The following is a 21,391-nucleotide window of genomic DNA, read 5'->3' as shown; positions in this document are numbered from 1 at the left end:
CAAGGGTTTGCGTTATGCGGACATCTTCATTGGTATAAGGAACACCGCCGTCATGAACGACGCCACCCACACCCAACTCCGTCCACTGGCCGACACGTCGCCCTCGGCCATCGTCGCCGGGTTCATCGCGATGATGACCGGCTACACCAGCTCCTTGGTGCTGATGTTCCAGGCCGGGCAAGCGGCGGGCCTGACCAGCGGGCAGATTTCCTCGTGGATCTGGGCGATTTCGATTGGCATGGCGGTGTGTTCGATCGGCCTGTCGCTGCGCTATCGCACACCGATCACCATCGCTTGGTCGACGCCCGGCGCGGCATTGCTGATCATCAGCCTGGGTGGCGTCAGTTATGGCGAAGCCATCGGCGCCTACATCACCTGCGCGGTGCTGGTGACGATCTGCGGGCTGACCGGCAGCTTCGAACGGCTGGTAAAAAAGATCCCGGCCTCACTGGCGGCGGCATTGTTGGCGGGAATCCTGTTCAAGATCGGCAGCGAAATCTTCGTCGCCGCGCAGCACCGAACCGGCCTGGTGCTGGGGATGTTCTTCACTTATTTAGTGGTCAAGCGCCTGTCGCCGCGTTATGCGGTACTCGCCGCGTTGCTGATCGGCACGGCACTGTCGGGCTTCATGGGGTTGCTGGATTTCAGCGGTTTTCATCTGGAAGTGGCAACACCGGTGTGGACCACGCCGCACTTCTCGCTGGCAGCGACCATCAGTATCGGCATTCCGCTATTTGTAGTGGCGATGACCTCGCAGAACATGCCCGGCATCGCCGTGTTACGCGCCGATGGCTACAACGTCCCGGCCTCGCCGCTGATCACCACCACCGGCATCGCCTCGCTGTTGCTGGCACCGTTCGGCTCCCACGGCATCAACTTGGCGGCGATCAGCGCGGCGATCTGCACCGGGCCGCATGCTCATGAAGATCGCAACAAACGCTACACCGCAGCGGTCTGGTGCGGAATTTTCTACGGGATTGCCGGGGTGTTCGGCGCCACATTGGCCGCACTGTTTGCCGCGCTGCCCAAGGAACTGGTGCTGTCGATTGCCGCGTTGGCGCTGTTCGGCTCGATCATCAATGGCTTGAGCATCGCCATGACCGAAGTGAAGGAGCGCGAAGCCGCGCTGATTACCTTTATGGTCACGGCGTCGGGGCTGACGCTGTTTTCTATCGGGTCGGCGTTTTGGGGGATTGTCGCGGGGGTTTTGACGCTATTGATCCTGAATTGGCGCAAAACCCAGGCATAAAAAAACGGCGACCCGAAGGTCGCCGTTTTTTTCAGTATCACTTAGCCGCGTTGATCGGCTTTTCCGGATACCAAACGTCCAGCAACGGGCTGACTTCATACTTGGTCAGCTCGGAGCGGGTTTTCAGCCAGGCTTCAACGGCAGCGCGCTGCTCTTCGTTGACCGAGCCACGCTTCTGCAGGCATACCAGACCGAAGTCGTCGCCGCCAACATAACCCAGACCGTTGGCTTCCATGGCTTCTTTGATGAATGCTTCGAGGAAAGCGTCAATGGCTTCTTCGGACAAGTCTTCTTTGAAGTCCAGGTTCAGTTCGAAACCCAGCTCTTGAAATTCATCAACGCACAGTTTTTTGCGCAGACGCTGGGAACGGTTAGTCGCCATTGGAACAATCCTCTTAAGTAAATACGGCGGGCACTTTACCAGTTTAAGCAATCGATTGCCCGACTCTCTGGACACAGCGAACGACCGCCTGTAAAAAAATCAACGAATCGCCACCCCGAGGACGGCACAATCGGTTACACCTTGGGGCATAATGCCGACACTTTCGTGACCACTGAGGACCTTTTCATCCATGTCCTCGTCTTTTTTCCCCTCGGCTGTAGGGTTTTATTTCATATGATCAAATCGTTGCGTCCACTCTTTCTCGCCGGCCTCCTTCTTCCTCTGGCCCTGAATGTTTCTGCTGCCGCCATTAATACTTCCCTGACTCCCAACGTCGAAAAAGCCCTCAAGGCGAGCAAATTGCAGCCCAGCGCCCTGTCGCTGGTGATGGTGCCGCTGGACGGCCCGGGCACGCCGACCGTGTTCAACGCCGATGTCTCGGTCAACCCGGCCTCGACCATGAAACTGGTCACCACTTACGCGGCGCTGGAAATGCTCGGCCCCAACCATCAGTGGAAAACCGAGTTCTACACCGATGGCGACCTGAACGGCGGCATCCTCAACGGCAACCTCTACCTCAAGGGTGGCGGCGATCCGAAGCTGAACATGGAAAAACTCTGGCTGCTGATGCGCGACTTGCGCGCCAACGGCGTGACCCAGATCACCGGCGACCTGATCCTCGACCGCAACTTCTTCGTGCAGCCGGTGCTGCCGGAATTCAACGATGATGGCAATGACGAGAACAAACCGTTTCTGGTCAAACCCGACTCGTTGCTGGTCAACCTCAAGGCCCTGCGCTTTGTCGCCCGCAACGATAATGGCCGGGTGCTGATTTCGGTTGAGCCGCCGATCGCCAGCGTAAAGATCGCCAACACTGTTAAAGCCCTGCCCTCCAAGCAATGCACCGGCGGCGTGCGCTATAACCCGGTGCCAGAAGCCGATGGCAGCGTGACCGTGACCGTTGCCGGCCAGTTGGGCGAAGGTTGCAGCTCGCAGACCTACCTGTCGCTGCTCGATCACGCGACCTACACCGCCGGGGCCGTGCGCGCGATCTGGAAAGAACTCGGTGGCAGCATTCAGGGCAAGGATCGTCTGGCGTCGACGCCAAGCAACGCCAAACTGCTCGCTCGCGCCTACTCGCCGGATCTGGCGGAAATCATCCGCGACATCAACAAATACAGTAACAACACCATGGCCCAGCAGCTGTTCCTCAGCCTCGGCCAGCGCTTCCGCAACGACGCCGACGGTGACGACGCGAAAGCGGCGCAACGTGTAGTGCGTCAGTGGATGGCGAAGAAAGGCATCACCGCGCCGCACCTAGTGATGGAGAACGGCTCCGGTCTGTCCCGTGCCGAACGCGTCAGCGCCCGTGAAATGGCGAGCATGCTGCAAGCCGCATGGCACAGCCCGTACGCCGCCGAATACATCAGTTCGCTGCCAATCGCCGGCACCGACGGCACCATGCGCAAGCGTCTGAAAACCACGGCGATGCGCGGCGAAGCGCACGTCAAGACCGGCACCCTCAACACCGTGCGGGCGATCGCCGGCTTCAGCCGTGACGTGAATGGCAATACCTGGGCGGTGGTGGCGATCCTCAACGACAAGGCGCCGTTTGGTGCATCGTCGGTGCTGGATCAGGTGCTGCTGGACCTCTACAAGCAACCGCGCTTGCCGCAGACGGCTTCGGTCCTGTAACGCCGTTCTAGCAATACCACAAAACGCTGTGGGAGCTGGCTTGCCAGCGATAGCGGAGTGTCAGGCAACGAATAGGCTGACTGGAATGACCCTATCGCTGGCAAGCCAGCTCCCACAGGTTTGTGGTGTATCGAGGATCAGCTCATCTGCTCGACGCGATCGCGTCCGCGCTGCTTCGCCATGTACACACCCGAGTCCGCGCGCAACAGCAACGCATCCGCGCCCTCCCCCGGTCGCCAACTGGCGATACCGAAACTCGCCGTGACCACGCCGACCACATCCACCGGCGCGCCGCGCAAGCCTTGCCACAACTCGACTGCCAGCATGTGCGCGTGCTCGCCGTCGATGTCCGGGCACAGCACCATGAACTCCTCGCCGCCCAAACGGCAGAACACATCGGTGCGCCGTAAACGGTGACCGATGCGCTCGCACACCGCTTGCAGCACCCGGTCGCCGACGGCATGACCGTACTGGTCGTTGATGCGTTTGAAGTGGTCGATGTCGAGCATGATCACCGACAGCTCGCCACCGCCGCGCTCAACCCGGGCCATTTCCGTGGTCAGGCGTTCCTGGAAGTAGCGGCGGTTGTGAATGCCGGTCAAAGAATCGGTCACGGACAAGGCGCGCAGCTCTTCTTCCACGCGCTTCAGATCGGAAATGTCCGAGATGTAGCCGTGCCACAGCACGCCGCCGCCCGGCAGTTCTTCCGGCGTCGCCTCGCCGCGCACCCAGCGCAGGCCGCGTGCAGGCAGTTGCACGCGGTATTCCTCGCGCCACGGGCTGAGGCTGTCGGCCGAGGCGCGAATCGACGAGCGCACGCGCGTGGTGTCCTGCGGATGAATCCGGGTGAAGATAGCCTCGGCGTTGAGCAGCAGCACATCCGGCTCCAGCTCGTAGATCTCGCGGATGCCATCGCTGGCATAGATCACGCTGAAACGCCCGTCGAATTCCATCTTGAACTGGTAGATGCCGCCCGGCACGTGCGCGCTGAGTTTCTTCAGCAACACATCCCGCGCCGCCAGCACTTCGTGCACGCGTTTGCGCTCGGTGATGTCGATGCAGATCGCCAGATGACCGACCCACAAACCCTGCTCATCGAGCACCGGGGTAGCGAGCATGTTCACCGGAATATGACTGCCATCGCTACGCACCAGCGTCCACTCGCGCGCCTCGTGCCCGCCGACTTCGCCGCCTTCGACCAGCATCGCGTGGCAAGTCGGAATGCTTTTGCCGTAGCGCGAACTCAATTCAGCAGCGCGGGCCGTCAGTTCGCGGGGCAGATGGAGGTTTTCCAGGGTCATGTGGCCGACGACATCGGCGCTGCTGTAACCGAGCATTTGTTCGGCGCCAGGGTTGAAGGTGTTGATCACCCCGCGCAGATCGGTGGCGATGATTGCCACTTGAGTCGCCGCATTCAAAACACCGCGCAATTGGCCGTGGGTGCCGCGCAGCTCCTGTTCGCGCTCATGCAACTCCTGGGTGCGCTGCTCGACCATGCGCAAGGCGCGCTGACGCTGACTGACCAGCACATACAACAGCGCACTGAGCAGCAAGCTGAGCAAGCCACCGAGAATCACCACGCTGTTAACCGACGAATGGTTGCCTTGAACGAACGCATCGCTCGGCAGGATATCGACCTGATAATCGTGATCGGCCATGCGCAACAATCGCGTCGCGGCGAGATCGCTCGGTGCCGGTTCGTTGGTCGACTCGAACAACACCTCGTGCTGATCATTGGTCGACAAGTCGAGAATGCGCACCGACAGGTAATCATGGAAGGCATCCGGCAAACCGTCGGCCAGCAGTTGCCGCATGCTGATCACCGCCATCACGTAACCGAACGACTGCTGCTCGCCCTCGCGGATAACGGGTGCCGCCAACAGCACACCGCGCGCGTAGGAAGGTTCGATACTGACCAGTTGCAGCGGCTGCGAGACTGCCAGGCTGTTGAGTTTATCGGCGCGTTGCAGGGTGTCGCGGCGTAATGGTTGCGCCAGCAAGTCATAGCCGAGGGGTGAACCGAGACGGCTCTGGGTCTGGCTATACAGCACCGGCACGTATTCATCGCGCACGTCCGCCAGTTGCAGTTCGCCCTGGGCGTTGAGTTCACGCAGGGTGAAGCTGCTCAGGCCTTCGTCGCGTACGCGCTGTTCAAACGCTGCGCGCTCGGCACCGCTGACCTTCAGGGCAAAGGAATAGGCTTGGGTACGCAGTAACAGGGGTCGGGTATAACCGTCGAATTCGGCGCGGGACACCGATTCGGAGTTGGCGAAGAAACGGCGCAGACCGTCTAGACGTTGCTCTTGATCCTGAAAACGCTCTTCGATACGGCTGTATCGTTCATTGGCCAGCAGTTGAAAGCGCTGACGCGTTTGTTGCTGAAACTGATTGAGCGTGCCCCAGGCGAGCAGCCCCGTGAGAATCCCGCCGGCGAGCAATACCAGCAGCGCGACCAGCCAGGCCGAGACGTCTTCGCTGATAAAACCCAGAATTTTTGGGCGCACGGGGTGCAACGACATAAAAACAACTCACTACGCCAGCATTTACGGGAAAACCCCATTGACCGTGTGTGAGTTATAGCTATTAGCCACTAATTTAGCTAGCGCGGGAAGATCCACGGAGCCTTTAAAAATCAAGGCTCTGTGGATCCAATTTCGCCGAGCGTCAACGAGCCGTGATTTTCCAGGCGCGGTGAATCTTGGTGTTGCGGGCAAAATCCGGATCAATGGTCTGCGCGCTGATTTCCTCGACCGCGTAACGCTCGGCGAGGTTCTCCTCCAACTGGAACTTGCGGAAGTTGTTGGAGAAGTACAGCACGCCGCCCGGTGCCAGACGGGCCATGGCCAGGTCGATCAACTGCACCTGGTCACGCTGCACGTCGAAGATGCCTTCCATGCGCTTGGAGTTGGAGAAGGTCGGCGGATCGATGAAGATCAGGTCGTACTCTTCGCGGCAGCTTTCCAGCCACGCCATCACGTCGCCCTGCTCCAGACGGTTCTTGTCCGAGTAACCGTTCAGCGACAGGTTGCGGCGCGCCCAGTCGAGATAGGTTTTCGACAGATCGACGCTGGTGGTGCTGCGCGCCCCGCCCTTGGCCGCGTGCACGCTGGCCGTCGCGGTGTAGCAGAACAGATTGAGGAAACGCTTGCCGGCCGCCTCTTTCTGAATGCGCATGCGCATCGGGCGGTGATCGAGGAACAGACCGGTGTCGAGGTAGTCGGTGAGGTTGACCAGCAACTTCACGCCGCCCTCGGTCACTTCGTTGAACTTGCCCTGAGCAGCCTGACGCTCGTACTGCTTGGTGCCGCTCTGGCGCTCGCGGCGCTTGACCACGACGCGGCTCTTGTCGACGTTCAACGCCTGCGGAATCGCTGCCAGCGCATCGAACATGCGCGCCGAGGCTTTTTCCGGGTCGATCGACTTCGGCGCGGCGTATTCCTGAACGTGCACCCAATCGTGGTACAGGTCGATGGCCATTGCATATTCAGGCATGTCGGCATCGTAGACGCGGTAGCAATCAATGCCTTCGCGCTTGACCCACTTGCCCATGGCCTTGAGGTTCTTCTGCAGACGGTTGGCAAACATCTGCCCGCCTTCGCTCAAGCGCGGCTGCTCGATCACCGGTGCCGGGGCTGGCGTCGGCTTGATCGGGTTGCCGTTCTTGTTGAATTTGCGCTCTTGCGGCTCGTCCGGGGTCAGATCGTAAGCCGCTTGCTCGCGCTCGGCCTGACGTTGTTCCGGGGTCCGGCGCTCGCCAGTGACGAACTGATCCGGCAGAACCTTGATCAACAGCAGCTTGCACGGCAGCGCGCCGTTCCAGAACGAATACTGTTTGTGGCTGCGGATGCCCATGCGCTTGCCCAGATCCGGGGCGCCGGTGAACACCGCCGCTTCCCAGTTCAGGCAGGCCTGACGCAGACGCTCGCCAAGATTCTGGTAGAGATACAACAGGCTGGCTTCGTCGCCGAGACGCTCGCCGTACGGCGGGTTGCAGATCACCAGACCTTTCTGGTTCTGGTCCGGACGCGGCTCGAAAGTCGCGACTTCGCCCTGGTAGATCTTGATCCACTCACTCAGGCCGGCACGCTCAACGTTGTTGCGGCCCGGTTGAATCAGGCGCGGGTCAGCTTCGTAACCGCGAATCCACAGCGGTGGCTTGGCCAGACCGGCAGCGGCGCGTTCGACGGCTTCTTCGTGAAGTTTTTTCCACAGCGCCGGGACGTGACCGAGCCACGCGGTAAAACCCCACTGCTCACGACGCAGGTTCGGTGCCATATCGGCGGCGATCATCGCGGCTTCGACGAGGAACGTACCGACACCGCACATCGGGTCAGCCAGCGCGCCGCCTTCAGCGGCAATGCGTGGCCAGCCGGAGCGGATCAGGATGGCGGCCGCGAGGTTTTCCTTCAGCGGCGCCGCACCTTGCTGCAGGCGATAGCCGCGCTGGTGCAGGCTGTGGCCGGACAAGTCGAGGGAGAGAATCGCTTCGCCGCGATCCAGACGCAGGTGAATGCGCAGGTCCGGATTGAGCTTGTCAATCGACGGGCGGTCGCCCTGCGGGGTGCGCAGTTTATCGACGATGGCGTCTTTGACTTTCAGGGCGCCGAAGTGAGTGTTGTCGATGCCCGAGCCGTGGCCGCTGAATTCGACGGCCAGGGTGCCGTCGCTGAGCATGTGATCCTGCCATTCGATGTCGAGCACACCGTGGTAGAGGTCTTCCGCGTCTTTCATCGGGAAACGCTTGAGCACCAGCAGCACCCGGTTGGCCAGACGCGACCAGAGGCACAGGCGATAAGCGGTTTCCATGGTTGCCATGCCACGCACGGCGGAAGTGTGCTCGCGCGCTTCTTCAAGGCCAAGCCCGACGGCTTCCTCGATGAGCAGGCCTTCAAGGCCTTTAGGGCAAGTGAGGAAGAGTTCGAAACGGTCGGACATGGTATTTCCAGAGCCTTTGGCTAGTGAATCGGCAACGCATTGCCGACCCGGTTTTCAATCAGGCGCTTTTCTAAAAGAACGCCCGCGTGGCACGAAGGTGTGCCGTTCCATCCCCGCTGCTCGGGTTAAAAGAGCTTAGATGCCAGGACAGATAAAAAAGTTGATGCAACAAAAAGTCTTAAAGCGACCCTTCGTCGAATAGTACCCCAGCGCAAACGTGGGTCATTCTCACTAAAGAATTAAGCCCATCATCCAGCGGGGGGCCGATCATACCGGGGTTTGCCCAATAAACATTCAATAAATACGCAGTTACTTATCGCTATAGCACCCTTTTCGTTACGTCCTTATGACAAAACGGTCATTCCATCGCTGTGACTCATTGGTTAGAACTGAGCACAGGTTGACGTCGCAACGGCGTCAACACCTTGGCTCGCGACGCCGGCAGCGAGCCGCACCATGGCAGGTTTTTTCTGCCAGACCTCAGTTGAGGTCAACGCGACACAAAACAGTCAACAAGTGAGGGAAACACCCTATGAGAAGACTTAAGCGTGATCCGTTGGAAAGAGCATTTTTGCGCGGATATCAATATGGCGTTGGTGGCAAATCCCGTGAGCTTTGCCCATTTACTCTACCGTCGGTACGTCAAGCCTGGATTAACGGCTGGCGAGAAGGACGCGGCGACAACTGGGACGGTATGACCGGCACTGCGGGAATCCACAGACTCAACGAACTTCACGCCGTCGGCTGACACAGGGCATTAATTCCGACACGACAATCTGAATTTGTAACGAATTAACCACGCACGTCCTTCCCGGACGGCGGGCTACGGCCCAGGGGCTCCTTCGAGGAGCCCTTTTTTATGCCTGCCACATTATTTGTGCCAAACACAAAACCTGTAGGAGTGAGCCTGCTCGCGATAGCTTTCTTTCGGTCACTTCATCAGCGACGGACAGACCGCTATCGCGAGCAGGCTCACTCCTACAAGGGAACAGTGGTGCCTATGGATCAGCGTAGGGCGGCGATCGCGTCCACGGATTCTCGGATCAGCGCCGGGCCCTTATAGATGAAGCCGGAGTAAATCTGCACCAGGCTCGCACCGGCAGTGATCTTCTCGGCAGCATGCTTGCCTTCGGTGATGCCACCCGCCGCAATGATCGGCAACCGCCCAGCCAACTCACCCGCCAGCACCTTCACGGTATTGGTGCTCTTCTCACGCACCGGCGCGCCGGACAAACCGCCCGCCTCGTCGCCATGCTCCATGCCTTCAACGCCGACACGGCTGAGGGTGGTGTTGGTCGCGATCACCGCGTCCATGCCGGTCTCGATCAACGCCTGAGCAACCTGCGCGGTTTCTTCATCGGTCATGTCCGGGGCAATCTTGATCGCCAGCGGCACATGCTTGCCATGACGCAGGGCCAGTTCGGCGCGGCGTGTGGCCAGGTCGGCCAGCAATTGCTTGAGCGAATCGCCGAACTGCAAGCTGCGCAGGCCCGGGGTGTTCGGCGAACTGACGTTGACGGTTACGTAACTGGCGTGGGCGTAAACCTTGTCCAGGCAGATCAGGTAGTCGTCAACCGCGCGCTCGACCGGCGTATCGAAGTTCTTGCCGATGTTGATACCGAGCACGCCTTGGTATTTCGCCGCAGCGACCCGCGCCAGCAAGTTATCCACACCGAGGTTGTTGAAACCCATGCGGTTGATGATCGCTTCGGCTTCCGGCAGGCGAAAGATCCGTGGTTTCGGGTTGCCCGGCTGCGGACGCGGGGTCACGGTGCCGATTTCGACAAAACCGAAACCCAGTTGCGCGAAGCCATCGATGGCCGCGCCGTTCTTGTCCAGACCGGCCGCCAGACCCACCGGGTTCGGGAACTCGAGGCCCATGACCGTCACCGGCTTCTTCGCCGGCGCCTTGCACAGCAAGCCGTTGAGGCCCAAACGCCCACCCGCGCCGATCAGATCCAGTGACAGATCGTGGGAGGTTTCCGGGGAAAGTTTGAACAACAGCTGACGGGCCAGGGTGTACATGGGCAGCGATGACTCGGGCGGCGAAAAGAGGCGGCGATTATAGCCGGGCATCGACCTGCCGCGCGAGGCGCACGCGCAAATCACTGCCGCTGGCATATGCCTTGCACCTTCATCGTTATCAGCTGGCAGGCCAATGGCGGCGTGCGGGCAAGGACAATGGCGTCGTCCCGGGTTTTGCCTGTGCAAAGTCTGCGGCGGCGCTTTTTTTTCGAGGTAACGCTGGATGAATGAACCTTCGGTAGGGCCGCTGGCCTGGGTCAATGGCAGCGATGCCCCGGAAAAGACCGCGATCAACCTCGGCTTCATGGCGCTGAGCGATTGCGCCTCGGTCGTCGTCGCTGCCACTCAGGGCTTTGCTCAACCTTACGGGCTAACGCTGAATCTCAAGCGTCAGGCTTCATGGGCGAATCTGCGCGACAACTTGGTCAGCGGCGAACTCGACGCCGCGCACAGCCTGTACGGATTGATTTACGCCGTGCACCTGGGCATCGGCGGGGTCGCCCCGACCGACATGGCGGTGCTGATGGGCCTCAATCAGAACGGCCAGAGCCTCAACCTTTCCCACGGTCTGCAACAGCTCGGCGTGACCAGTCCTGAAGCGCTGGACCGCCACGTGCACCAAAGCCGCGCAAAACTGACCTTCGCGCAGACCTTTCCCACCGGCACTCACGCGATGTGGCTGTATTACTGGCTGGCGAGTCAGGGCATTCATCCGCTGCAGGACGTCGACAGCGTGGTGGTGCCGCCGCCACAAATGGTCGCGCACTTGCAGGCTGGGCGCATCGATGGCTTTTGTGTCGGCGAACCGTGGGCGGCCAGCGCGGTGCAGCAGGATCTCGGTTTCACCCTCGCCACCAGCCAGACCATTTGGCCTGATCATCCGGAGAAAGTCCTCGGCTGCACCCGCGAATTTGTCGAGCAATACCCGAACACCGCGCGGGCGCTGGTGATGGCGATCCTCGAAGCCAGCCGCTTTATCGAAGAAAGCCCGGAGAACCGCCGCAGCACCGCGCAATTGCTGAGTGCGCCGGAGTATCTCGACGCGCCGCTTTCCTGCATCGAACCACGTTTTCTCGGCGACTACGCCGACGGTCTTGGTAATCGTTGGCAAGATCCGCACGCGCTGCGTTTTCACGGCAAAGGCGAAGTGAACGTGCCATACCTGTCCGATGGCATGTGGTTCATGACCCAGTTCCGCCGCTGGGGCTTGTTGCGTGAGGATCCGGACTACCTCGCCGTGGCCCGTCAGGTTCAGCAGCTCGACCTCTATCGCGAGGCCGCCACGGCGCTCGGCGTTGCCGCGTGGGGCAGCGACATGCGCAGCAGCCAGTTGCTCGACGGCAAGATCTGGGACGGCAGCGATCCCGCCGGTTATGCGCGCAGTTTCAAGCTGCACGCGATGAGCGACGACGTCGCCCTTCTCGCCCGCCGCTGACAGGAGACCGCGAACATGTTGCGCATTCTGCTGATCAACGACACGGCGAAAAAAGTCGGGCGCCTGAAAGCCGCGCTGACCGAGGCCGGTTTCGAGGTGATCGACGAATCCGGGCTGACCATCGACCTGCCCGCGCGCGTCGAAACGGTGCGCCCGGACGTGATCCTGATCGATACCGAGTCACCGAGCCGCGATGTCATGGAGCAAGTGGTGCTGGTCAGCCGCGACCAGCCTCGGCCGATCGTGATGTTTACCGATGAGCATGATCCGGGGGTGATGCGTCAGGCGATCAAGTCCGGGGTCAGTGCCTACATCGTCGAAGGCATTCACGCCCAGCGTCTGCAGCCGATTCTCGATGTGGCGATGGCCCGTTTCGAGAGTGATCAGGCCTTGCGTGCGCAGTTGCAGGCGCGTGATCAGCAACTGGCGGAGCGCAAGCGTATCGAGCTGGCCAAGGGGTTGTTGATGAAGATGAAGGACTGCAATGAGGAAGAGGCCTACACACTGATGCGGCGGCAGGCGATGAGCCGGCAGCAGAAGCTGATTCAGGTGGCGGAGCAGATTATTGCGATGAGTGAGTTGCTCGGCTGAGGTTTTGCTGGGCCTGTACGGGCCTCATCGCTGGCAAGCCAGCTCCCACAGAATTTGTGAACACCACAGAACCTGTGGGAGCTGGCTTGCCAGCGATGGGCCGCATCTCGGTCTCAACCTGTTGGCACAAATCTCGCTATGTAAAACGCACAGGTAACCAACGGCGGTTGCCCCACCCACGACAAAGACGTCGCTCACCCGTTCGCCCAACCGGCGCATCAGGTAGCGGCGTTTTTGCGTTTTGGCCCCACAGACCGGGGCCGGTGGTGCGGCCGTGGCGGCGCCCCACCTGCTGTTGCATGACTCCTTTCGAGACTCTTTTCAGCTGAGGTGCGCGATGAATTCAAGCTTCTGGAAATCCGGCCACACCCCGACACTGTTCGCGGCCTTCCTCTATTTCGACCTGAGTTTCATGGTCTGGTATCTGCTCGGCCCGTTGGCGGTGCAGATCGCCGCCGACCTGCACCTGACCACCCAACAACGCGGCCTCGTCGTCGCCACGCCGATCCTCGCCGGTGCCGTACTGCGCTTCATCATGGGCATGCTCGCCGATCGCCTGTCACCGAAAACCGCCGGACTGATCGGTCAGGTCATTGTGATTTGCGCGCTGTTCGGTGCCTGGAAACTCGGCATCCACAGTTATGAACAGGCGCTGATCCTCGGTCTGTTCCTCGGCATGGCCGGCGCATCGTTTGCCGTCGCCCTGCCCTTGGCCTCGCAATGGTATCCGCCACAGCATCAGGGCAAAGCCATGGGCATCGCCGGCGCGGGCAACTCCGGTACGGTATTCGCCGCGCTGCTCGCGCCAGTGCTCGCCGCCGCGTTCGGCTGGAGCAATGTGTTCGGCTTCGCTCTGATTCCGCTGATCCTGACGTTGGTGCTGTTCGCCTGGCTGGCAAAAAACGCACCTGAGCGCCCGAAAGCCAAAGCCATGACCGACTACTTCAAAGCCTTGGGCGACCGCGACAGTTGGTGGTTCATGTTTTTCTACAGCGTCACCTTCGGCGGCTTCATCGGTCTGGCCAGCGCCCTGCCCGGCTATTTCAACGATCAATACGGTTTGAGCCCGGTGACGGCGGGTTACTACACCGCCGCTTGCGTGTTCGGCGGCAGCCTGATGCGGCCGTTGGGCGGCGCGCTGGCTGATCGCTTCGGCGGCATCCGCACCTTGCTGGCGATGTACACCGTTGCGGCCATCTGCATCGCTGCCGTCGGCTTCAACCTGCCAAGTTCCTACGCGGCACTCGCCCTTTTCGTCTGCACCATGCTCGGATTAGGCGCAGGCAACGGCGCGGTTTTCCAATTGGTGCCGCAGCGTTTTCGCCTGGAGATTGGCGTGATGACCGGGCTGATCGGCATGGCCGGCGGCATCGGCGGTTTTGCTTTGGCCGCTGGCATGGGCGCGATCAAGCAAAGCACCGGCAGCTATCAATTGGCCCTGTGGTTGTTCGCCAGCCTCGGCGTGTTGGCGTGGTTTGGTCTGCACGGCGTCAAGCGTCGCTGGAGAACCACTTGGGGTTCGGCGGCGGTGACGGCGGCGCGGGTCTGAGTCTTCGATGGCCCTGCAACTGAGCTTTGCCGAAGCCAGCGCCACCGGTCCGCGTGCGGAAAATCAGGACGCTCTGCGTTCGGTCACTCCGGCCCCGGCGCTGGCGGCGAGCAAGGGTTATCTGTTCGCCATCGCCGACGGCGTGAGCCAGTGCGCCGATGGCGGGCTCGCCGCGCGTTCGACCTTGCAGGCCCTGGCGCTCGACTACTACGCCACGCCGGAAACCTGGAGCGTGGCCCAGGCACTGGACCGTCTGCTGCTCGCGCAAAATCGCTGGTTGCAGGCCAATGGCGGCGGTCAGCCGCTGCTCACCACGGTCAGCGCGTTGGTCATGCGCGGTCGGCGCTTCACCCTGGCCCATGTTGGCGATTGCCGGGTGTATCGCTGGCACGCCGACAGTTTGCAGCGGATTAGCGAAGATCATGTCTGGGAGCAGCCGGGCATGCAGCATGTGCTCAAGCGTGCGCTCGGCCTGGATCAGCATCTGGTGCTGGATTTTCTCGACGGCGAACTGCGCGAAGGCGAACGCTTTGTGCTGCTCAGCGACGGTGTCTGGTCGACGCTGGGCGACACCGCGATTGCCGCTATTCTGCGCGACCAGCCGGATCTCGACAGCGCCGCACAGACGCTGGTGAACGCCGCGCATCTGGCTGGCAGTCAGGACAATGCCAGCGCTTTGCTGGTGCGGGTTGATGCTGTCGGTGAGGCGAGCATCGGCGATGCACTGATTCATTTGCAGCAATGGCCACTGCCGCCGCCGCTGAAACCTGGGCAACCGTTTGAAGGCTGGCAAGTGCAAAGCATTGTCGCGCAGAGCCAGCAATCATTGCTGTATCGGGTGCTGGATGCCCAAGGTCAGGCATGGCTGATGAAAACCCTGCCCACACGTTCGGCTGACGATTCCTACGCCGGGCAAGCGCTGCTGTCCGAGGAATGGTTCCTCAAACGTGTGGCCGGGCGACATTTTCCTGAAGTCCACCCGTGCAGCCAGCGTCAGCATTTGTACTACGTGATGCGGGAATATTCCGGCAAGACTCTGGCACAGCTCGGGCCTTTACCCTTGGCGCAATGGCAGGACATCGCCGAACGCCTGCTGCGTGCGGTCGGCCTGCTGCATCGGCGGCAGATTCTGCATCGCGACATCAAACCGGAAAACCTGCATTGGGGTGACGACGGTGAATTGCGCCTGCTGGATTTCGGCTTGGCGTATTGCCCGGGGCTGTCCGAAGACGCGCCGTCGACGTTGCCGGGAACCCCGAGTTACATCGCCCCGGAAGCGTTTCGCGGTGATCCGCCCAGTGCGCAGCAGGATTTGTATGCGGTCGGCGTGACCCTGTATTTCCTGCTGACCGGGCATTTTCCCTATGGCGAGATCGAAGCGTTTCAACGGCCGCGATTTGGTGTCGCGGTGAGCGCCAGTCGCTATCGGCCCGATCTGCCGGACTGGCTGGCGCAGAGTCTGGAGCGCGGGGTGGCGGCTGATCCGCAACAACGGTTTGAAACCGCTGAAGAATGGCTGCTGGTGCTGGAACAGGGTGAGCGGCGCAGTCTGAGCGTGCGGCCTCGGCCTTTATTGGAGCGCGAGCCGTTGAAGGTCTGGCGCACGGTGGCGTTGGTGGCTTTGCTCGGGAATTTGGTGCTGCTGGTTTTGTTGTTTCATCAGCGCTGAAAAGATCGCAGCCTTCGGCAGCTCCTACAGTTGATTGCGTACACCTGTAGGAGCTGCCGAAGGCTGCGATCTTTTGATCCCGCGCTCCAAAAAAGCGCAACACGCCTCCAGAGAGTGCAGCGAGACATCTCCAATCGAGCCATCAGCCAAGCAATTACGGCGCCATTGCTAGTTGGCACAACCACTGCATTACCCCATTCAACACACACATAAAGCCCAACCTTCAACGACGAAGGCTGCGCTTCCCGAGAGAACGGGACCAGGACAAAGGCGTCCTCGCTAGGCAACTAGCGGGACGCCTTTTTTTGTTTGCGCAAAATTTCTCGAGCAAGGCCTGACTGCCCACAAGAGGCCAGCCGCAGCTCCCCGGAGAACCTGATGAAAAAACTCAAACTGGTGATGATCGGCAACGGCATGGCCGGGGTCCGCACCCTCGAAGAACTACTCAAGCTGAGCAGCGAGCTTTACGACATCACCGTCTTCGGCGCCGAGCCGCACACCAATTACAACCGCATCCTGCTTTCGCCGGTGCTGGCCGGTGAGCAGACCTTCGAAGAAATCGTGCTCAACGACCTCGACTGGTACCTGGAAAACAACATCAAGTTGTTGCTCAACCGCAAAGTGGTCGAGATCGACCGGGTCAAACGTCGGGTGATCGCCGAGGACGGCACCGAAGCCGAATACGACCGCCTGCTGATCGCCACCGGCTCGACGCCGTTCATTCTGCCAATCCCCGGCAACACCCTGCACGGTGTGATCGGCTACCGCGACATCGCCGACACCCAAGCGATGATCGACACCGCCAAAACCCACAAGCATGCGGTGGTCATCGGCGGCGGCCTGCTCGGTCTCGAAGCGGCCAACGGCCTGATGCTGCGCGGCATGCACGTCACCGTGGTACACATCGGCGAGTGGCTGCTGGAGCGCCAACTGGACAAGACCAGCGGCCAACTGTTGCAAAGCGCGCTCGAATCCCGCGGCCTGCACTTCCGTCTGTGCGAACAGACCCAGGCCCTGCACGACGCCGGCAATGGCCGGGTCGGCTCGGTGCAATTCAAGAACGGCGATATCATCCCTGCCGATCTGGTGGTGATGGCCGCCGGCATTCGTCCCAATACCGAGCTCGCGGAGAAGGCCGGCATCCCCTGCAATCGCGGGATTCTGGTCAACGACACCTTGCAAACCTACGACCCGCGCATCTACGCGATCGGCGAATGCGCCAGCCATCGCGGTATCGCTTACGGCCTGGTTGCGCCGCTGTTTGAACAAGCCACGGTCTGCGCCAATCACCTCGCGCAGCTGGGCTTCGCCCGCTATCAAGGCTCGGTGACTTCGACCAAATTGAAAGTCACCGGCATCGACCTGTTTTCCGCTGGCGACTTCATGGGCGGCGAAGGCACCGAGACCATCACCCTCTCCGACCCGATCGGCGGCGTGTACAAAAAACTGGTGATCAAGGATGACGTGCTGGTCGGCGCCTGTCTGTACGGCGATACGGCAGATGGCGGTTGGTATTTCCGACAGATTCGTGAGAATCACGCCATCGGCGAGATCCGCGATCACCTGATGTTCGGCGAAAACGCCTTGGGCGATGTAGGACATCAGGGCCAGGACAAAGCCATGGTCATGGCTGACACCGCCGAAGTCTGCGGCTGCAACGGCGTGTGTAAAGGCACCATCGTCAAAGCCATTCAGGAACACGGCCTGTTCAGCGTCGACGAGGTGAAGAAACACACCAAAGCGGCGAGTTCCTGCGGCTCATGCGCCGGGCTGGTCGAGCAGATCCTGATCAACACCGTCGGCGGCGCGGCGGACGTCAAACCGAAAAGCGAAAAAGCCATCTGCGGCTGCAGCGACCTCAACCACGGGCAGATTCGCCAGGCCATTCGCGAGCAGCATCTGCTGACCATCGCCGGCACCATGAGCTACCTCAACTGGCGCACGCCGAACGGCTGCGCCACCTGCCGCCCTGCCCTCAACTACTACCTGATCTCCACCTGGCCCGGCGAAGCCAAGGACGACCCGCAATCGCGCCTGATCAACGAACGCGCCCACGCCAACATTCAGAAGGACGGCACGTACTCGGTGGTGCCACGGATGTGGGGCGGCGTGACCAACCCTTCGGAACTGCGGCGGATTGCCGACGTCGCGGACAAATACAACGTGCCGATGGTCAAAGTCACCGGCGGGCAGCGCATCGATTTGCTCGGCATCAAGAAGCAGGACTTGCCCGGTGTGTGGAAGGATCTCGACATGCCGTCCGGCCACGCTTACGGCAAATCCATTCGCACGGTGAAAACCTGCGTCGGCAGCGAGTTCTGCCGCTTCGGCACACAGAATTCGACGCAACTGGGCATCGAGCTTGAGCACGACCTGTTCAACATGTGGTCGCCGCACAAAGTGAAACTGGCTGTCTCCGGATGCCCACGCAACTGCTCGGAAGCGGGGATCAAAGACGTAGGAATCATCGGCGTCGACTCGGGCTGGGAGGTATACATCGGCGGCAATGGCGGGATCAAAACCGAAGTTGCCGAATTCTTCGTCAAGCTGAAAACCGCCGAGGAAGTGCGCGAATACAACGGCGCCTTCCTGCAGCTGTATCGCGAAGAAGCCTTCTACCTCGAACGCACCGTGCATTACCTGCAACGCGTCGGCATGGAACACATCAAGAAAGCCGTGCTGGAAGATCCTGAGCGGCGCAAAGCGCTGAACGAACGCCTGCAATTCTCCCTGTCGTTCGAACAGGATCCGTGGAAAGAACGCCTGGCCCAGCCGCAACTGAAGAAAGAATTCGACGTGATCCCGGTAAAAAATCTGGAGGTGCTGGCATGAACTGGCTGGATATCTGTGCCCTCGAAGAGATCAATGCCCTCGGTTCGCGAATCATTGCCGGGCCGAAAGGTGACATCGCGATTTTTCGTACAAGCGACGACGAAGTTTTCGCCCTCGACGACCGCTGCCCACACAAGGGTGGGCCGTTGTCGCAAGGCTTGATCTACGGCAAACGCGTGGCCTGCCCGCTGCACAACTGGCAGATCGACCTGCAATCCGGTGAAGCTCAGGCGCCGGACATCGGTTGCGCGCATCACCATCCGGCGCGGGTCGAAAACGGTCGTGTGCAGTTGGCCCTGCGGGACGCCATCTGATGAACCGCCAGACGACCGCCTCGACCTGCTGTTACTGCGGGGTCGGCTGCGGCGTGCTGATCGAGCATGACGGCGAGCGCATCCTCGGCGTTAGCGGCGATCCGGCGCATCCGGCCAACTTCGGCAAACTGTGCAGCAAAGGCTCGACCCTGCACCTGACCGGCGACCTCGCCGCCCGCGCGCTGTACCCGCAATTGCGTCTGGGCAAAGGCCTGGCGCGCAGCCGTACGGATTGGGATACCGCGCTGGAACATGCTGCCAACGTGTTCGCTGAAACCATCGCCGAACACGGCCCGGACAGCGTCGCGTTCTATATCTCCGGGCAACTGCTGACCGAGGATTACTACGCCTTCAACAAACTGGCGCGGGCGCTGGTCGGCACCAACAACATCGACAGCAATTCACGCCTGTGCATGTCCTCGGCGGTGGTCGGCTACAAGCGCAGCCTTGGCGCCGATGCGCCGCCCTGCAGCTATGAAGATCTGGAGCTCAGCGATTGCGTGATGATCGTCGGCAGTAACATGGCCTACGCTCATCCGGTACTTTTCCGTCGACTGGAAGAGGCAAAATCCCGCCGCCCACAGATGAAAGTCATCGTCATTGATCCACGCCGAACCGACACCTGCGACCTCGCCGATCTGCATCTGGCGATTCTGCCCGGCACCGACGTCGCTTTATTCCATGGGATTTTGCATCTGCTGTTGTGGGAAGACTGGGTTGATCGCGACTTCATCAAGGCGCACACCGAGGGTTTGGCCGAGCTGAAAAGTCTGGTGCGTGATTACACCCCGCAGATGGTTTCGCAGCTGTGCGGCATCAGCGTCGAGCAATTGCAGCAGTGCGCCGAATGGGTCGGCACTTCGCCGAGTTTCCTGTCGCTGTGGTGCATGGGTTTGAACCAGTCCACGGCCGGCAGCGCGAAGAACAGCGCGTTGATCAATCTGCACCTGGCCACCGGGCAAATCGGCCGTACGGGTGCAGGACCTTTCTCTTTGACGGGTCAGCCAAATGCCATGGGCGGACGGGAAACGGGCAGCCTGTCAAACCTGTTACCCGGTCACCGCGAGGTGGCGAACCCGGAACACCGCGCCGAAGTCGCGGCTTATTGGGGCGTGGATCGGCTCCCGGAGAGTACTGGCCTCAGCGCCATCGAACTGTTCGAGCAGATGCGCAGCGGCAAGATCAAGGCGTTGTGGATTGCCTGCACCAACCCTGCGCAATCAATGCCGGATCAACATTCGGTGCGCGCAGCGCTGGAAGCCTGCCCGTTCGTGGTTCTGCAAGAGGCCTTCCGCACCACCGAAACCGCAGCGTTCGCCGATCTTCTGCTGCCCGCTGCCAGTTGGGGCGAGAAGGAAGGCTCGGTGACCAATTCCGAACGGCGCATTTCCCACGTGCGCAAAGCCATTCTCCCACCGGGTGAAGCGCGCCCGGACTGGGCGATCACGGTGGATTTCGCACAACGTCTGGAGAAACGTCTGCGCCCTGAGGAGTCGAGCCTGTTTGCGTTCAGCCAACCTGCGCAGTTGTTCGACGAATTCAAAGGGCTGACTCACGGACGGGATCTGGATCTGTCCGGGATCAGTCACGCGCTGATCGACGAGATCGGGCCGCAGCAATGGCCCTTCCCTGTCGGCGCGAGACAAGGCACCGCACGGCTGTATGAAGACGGCGTTTTTCCTACGGTCAGCGGTCGCGCGCAATTCATTGCCGACCCGTATCGCGCCGCCAAGGAACAACGTGACGCACGCTTTCCATTGACGTTGATCACCGGCCGTCTGCGAGATCAATGGCACGGTATGAGCCGCACCGGCACGGCCGCGCAATTGTTCGGCCATGTCAGCGAAGCGGCGTTGAGCCTGCACCCGGATGAATTGCGCCGGCACCGCTTGCAGCCGGGTGATCTGGTCAATCTGAAAAGTCGTCGCGGTGCAGTCATCGTCGCTGTCGGTAGCGATGACAGTGTGCGCCCCGGTCAGGCGTTTTTGCCGATGCATTGGGGTGATCGGTTTCTCAAGGGCGGCGTGAACAGTCTGACCCAGCCAGCCTTCGACCCCTTGTCGAAACAGCCGGAACTCAAACACAGCGGCGTGCGCCTGGAAGCGGTAAATCTGCCATGGCAATTGTTCGCACTCATCGAAGGCAATGTTCAACAGCATTTTGAGGCCCTACGACCGCTCTGTGAGGCGTTTTCCTACGTAAGTTTCAGCCTTGTCGGACGTGAGCGACCGGCATTGCTGATACGCGCTGCCAGCAGTGAGGCGCCGAATCCGCAATTGCTGGCCCAGATCGACCAATGCCTGTCCCTTATCGACGGTCCGGTATTGGCCTACGACGATCGCCGTCGCGCTATCGGTAAGCGCGTGCGCATTGAACACGGCCGGATCACGGCGATTCGACTGGCCGGCGAAACCCTCGCGCAACATTGGCTGCAAAGTCTCTGGCTGGAAGGCCGGGCGGACGAACAACTGCGCCGCTGGCTGCTCGCTCCGATGAGTGCGCCGCCAGGTAGCGTGGGCGCAATCGCTACCGACAAGACCCTGTGCAACTGCATGAACGTCAGCATCAACGCGGTCTGCGTCGGCATTCGCCAGGGTCTGGATCTCCAAGGTTTGAAAAACAATTTGGGCTGCGGCACGCAATGCGGCTCGTGTGTCCCGGAAATAAAACGTTTGCTGGCCGCCGACGCGCAGCCCGCCGCCGTCATCTGATGAG

General features: G+C 60.9%; 14 protein-coding genes. 10 read left to right on the top strand and 4 right to left on the bottom strand.

What is annotated here, in order from left to right; translation table 11 throughout:
- Window positions 1-52: 52 nt before the first annotated feature.
- A complete protein-coding gene (locus tag AC3Y64_RS09410) occupies window positions 53-1,249 on the top strand; it encodes a benzoate/H(+) symporter BenE family transporter (RefSeq protein WP_489987209.1) in 1,197 nt (398 codons plus the stop codon).
- 37 nt (window positions 1,250-1,286) lie between these two features.
- Here AC3Y64_RS09410 and AC3Y64_RS09405 read toward each other — a convergent pair whose 3' ends face one another.
- A complete protein-coding gene (locus AC3Y64_RS09405; protein ID WP_007916365.1) occupies window positions 1,287-1,631 on the bottom strand; it encodes a YggL family protein in 345 nt (114 codons plus the stop codon).
- Between the two features lie 234 nt (window positions 1,632-1,865).
- Between AC3Y64_RS09405 and dacB the strand changes: the two genes are divergently transcribed.
- Window positions 1,866-3,326: a D-alanyl-D-alanine carboxypeptidase/D-alanyl-D-alanine endopeptidase gene (dacB, locus tag AC3Y64_RS09400; protein ID WP_158954669.1), complete on the top strand. Its 1,461-nt coding sequence runs from the start codon at window positions 1,866-1,868 to the stop codon at window positions 3,324-3,326.
- Between the two features lie 137 nt (window positions 3,327-3,463).
- Here the strand turns inward: dacB and AC3Y64_RS09395 are convergent, their stop codons facing one another.
- Entirely contained in the window at window positions 3,464-5,845 is a 2,382-nt protein-coding gene (locus tag AC3Y64_RS09395; protein ID WP_489987208.1) for a sensor domain-containing diguanylate cyclase, read from the bottom strand.
- Between the two features lie 145 nt (window positions 5,846-5,990).
- Window positions 5,991-8,261: a bifunctional 23S rRNA (guanine(2069)-N(7))-methyltransferase RlmK/23S rRNA (guanine(2445)-N(2))-methyltransferase RlmL gene (rlmKL, locus tag AC3Y64_RS09390; RefSeq protein ID WP_158954665.1), complete on the bottom strand. Its 2,271-nt coding sequence runs from the start codon at window positions 8,259-8,261 to the stop codon at window positions 5,991-5,993.
- 532 nt (window positions 8,262-8,793) lie between these two features.
- Between rlmKL and rmf the strand changes: the two genes are divergently transcribed.
- The gene (gene rmf, locus AC3Y64_RS09385; RefSeq protein ID WP_003223300.1) at window positions 8,794-9,009 is read left to right on the top strand and encodes a ribosome modulation factor; all 216 of its coding nucleotides are present in this window, start codon (window positions 8,794-8,796) and stop codon (window positions 9,007-9,009) included.
- Between the two features lie 257 nt (window positions 9,010-9,266).
- Here rmf and AC3Y64_RS09380 read toward each other — a convergent pair whose 3' ends face one another.
- The gene (locus tag AC3Y64_RS09380; RefSeq protein ID WP_489987207.1) at window positions 9,267-10,286 is read right to left on the bottom strand and encodes a quinone-dependent dihydroorotate dehydrogenase; all 1,020 of its coding nucleotides are present in this window, start codon (window positions 10,284-10,286) and stop codon (window positions 9,267-9,269) included.
- Between the two features lie 223 nt (window positions 10,287-10,509).
- On the opposite strand from AC3Y64_RS09380, the gene AC3Y64_RS09375 reads away from it, so the two are divergent.
- The 7 genes from AC3Y64_RS09375 (at window position 10,510) to AC3Y64_RS09345 (ending at window position 21,387) form a co-directional block, all read left to right on the top strand.
- Window positions 10,510-11,721 carry a CmpA/NrtA family ABC transporter substrate-binding protein gene (locus AC3Y64_RS09375; RefSeq protein WP_489987206.1) on the top strand — a complete coding sequence of 404 codons (1,212 nt, stop codon included), beginning with the start codon at window positions 10,510-10,512 and terminating at the stop codon, window positions 11,719-11,721.
- A 15-nt stretch (window positions 11,722-11,736) separates the two neighbouring features.
- On the top strand, window positions 11,737-12,312 hold the full coding sequence (locus tag AC3Y64_RS09370; RefSeq protein ID WP_007916390.1) for an ANTAR domain-containing response regulator: 576 nt from the start codon (window positions 11,737-11,739) through the stop codon (window positions 12,310-12,312).
- Window positions 12,313-12,649: 337 nt separating this feature from the next.
- Window positions 12,650-13,861: a nitrate/nitrite transporter gene (locus tag AC3Y64_RS09365; RefSeq protein WP_158958432.1), complete on the top strand. Its 1,212-nt coding sequence runs from the start codon at window positions 12,650-12,652 to the stop codon at window positions 13,859-13,861.
- A gap of 7 nt (window positions 13,862-13,868) precedes the next feature.
- Window positions 13,869-15,530 carry a bifunctional protein-serine/threonine kinase/phosphatase gene (locus AC3Y64_RS09360; protein WP_489987205.1) on the top strand — a complete coding sequence of 554 codons (1,662 nt, stop codon included), beginning with the start codon at window positions 13,869-13,871 and terminating at the stop codon, window positions 15,528-15,530.
- A 378-nt stretch (window positions 15,531-15,908) separates the two neighbouring features.
- The gene (gene nirB, locus AC3Y64_RS09355) at window positions 15,909-18,362 is read left to right on the top strand and encodes a nitrite reductase large subunit NirB (protein ID WP_489987204.1); all 2,454 of its coding nucleotides are present in this window, start codon (window positions 15,909-15,911) and stop codon (window positions 18,360-18,362) included.
- Window positions 18,359-18,676 carry a nitrite reductase small subunit NirD gene (gene nirD / locus AC3Y64_RS09350; protein ID WP_008076837.1) on the top strand — a complete coding sequence of 106 codons (318 nt, stop codon included), beginning with the start codon at window positions 18,359-18,361 and terminating at the stop codon, window positions 18,674-18,676. Before nirB ends, nirD begins: the two co-directional genes overlap by 4 nt.
- Window positions 18,676-21,387 carry a nitrate reductase gene (locus AC3Y64_RS09345; RefSeq protein ID WP_489987203.1) on the top strand — a complete coding sequence of 904 codons (2,712 nt, stop codon included), beginning with the start codon at window positions 18,676-18,678 and terminating at the stop codon, window positions 21,385-21,387. The genes nirD and AC3Y64_RS09345 overlap by 1 nt, the downstream gene beginning before the upstream one ends.
- Window positions 21,388-21,391: the final 4 nt, after the last annotated feature.

The sequence above is a fragment of the Pseudomonas sp. 4CAES_32.4 genome (genome assembly GCF_058136335.1).
This window is presented reverse-complemented; position numbering and strand designations above follow the sequence as displayed.

What these genes read in the sequence shown, in the direction of transcription:
- AC3Y64_RS09410 (WP_489987209.1), top strand. Translation starts at nt 53, where the DNA reads ATGAACGACGCCACCCACACCCAACTCCGTCCACTGGCCGACACGTCG.
- AC3Y64_RS09405 (WP_007916365.1), bottom strand. Translation starts at nt 1,631, where the DNA reads ATGGCGACTAACCGTTCCCAGCGTCTGCGCAAAAAACTGTGCGTTGAT.
- dacB (WP_158954669.1), top strand. Translation starts at nt 1,866, where the DNA reads ATGATCAAATCGTTGCGTCCACTCTTTCTCGCCGGCCTCCTTCTTCCT.
- AC3Y64_RS09395 (WP_489987208.1), bottom strand. Translation starts at nt 5,845, where the DNA reads ATGTCGTTGCACCCCGTGCGCCCAAAAATTCTGGGTTTTATCAGCGAA.
- rlmKL (WP_158954665.1), bottom strand. Translation starts at nt 8,261, where the DNA reads ATGTCCGACCGTTTCGAACTCTTCCTCACTTGCCCTAAAGGCCTTGAA.
- rmf (WP_003223300.1), top strand. Translation starts at nt 8,794, where the DNA reads ATGAGAAGACTTAAGCGTGATCCGTTGGAAAGAGCATTTTTGCGCGGA.
- AC3Y64_RS09380 (WP_489987207.1), bottom strand. Translation starts at nt 10,286, where the DNA reads ATGTACACCCTGGCCCGTCAGCTGTTGTTCAAACTTTCCCCGGAAACC.
- AC3Y64_RS09375 (WP_489987206.1), top strand. Translation starts at nt 10,510, where the DNA reads ATGAATGAACCTTCGGTAGGGCCGCTGGCCTGGGTCAATGGCAGCGAT.
- AC3Y64_RS09370 (WP_007916390.1), top strand. Translation starts at nt 11,737, where the DNA reads ATGTTGCGCATTCTGCTGATCAACGACACGGCGAAAAAAGTCGGGCGC.
- AC3Y64_RS09365 (WP_158958432.1), top strand. Translation starts at nt 12,650, where the DNA reads ATGAATTCAAGCTTCTGGAAATCCGGCCACACCCCGACACTGTTCGCG.
- AC3Y64_RS09360 (WP_489987205.1), top strand. Translation starts at nt 13,869, where the DNA reads ATGGCCCTGCAACTGAGCTTTGCCGAAGCCAGCGCCACCGGTCCGCGT.
- nirB (WP_489987204.1), top strand. Translation starts at nt 15,909, where the DNA reads ATGAAAAAACTCAAACTGGTGATGATCGGCAACGGCATGGCCGGGGTC.
- nirD (WP_008076837.1), top strand. Translation starts at nt 18,359, where the DNA reads ATGAACTGGCTGGATATCTGTGCCCTCGAAGAGATCAATGCCCTCGGT.
- AC3Y64_RS09345 (WP_489987203.1), top strand. Translation starts at nt 18,676, where the DNA reads ATGAACCGCCAGACGACCGCCTCGACCTGCTGTTACTGCGGGGTCGGC.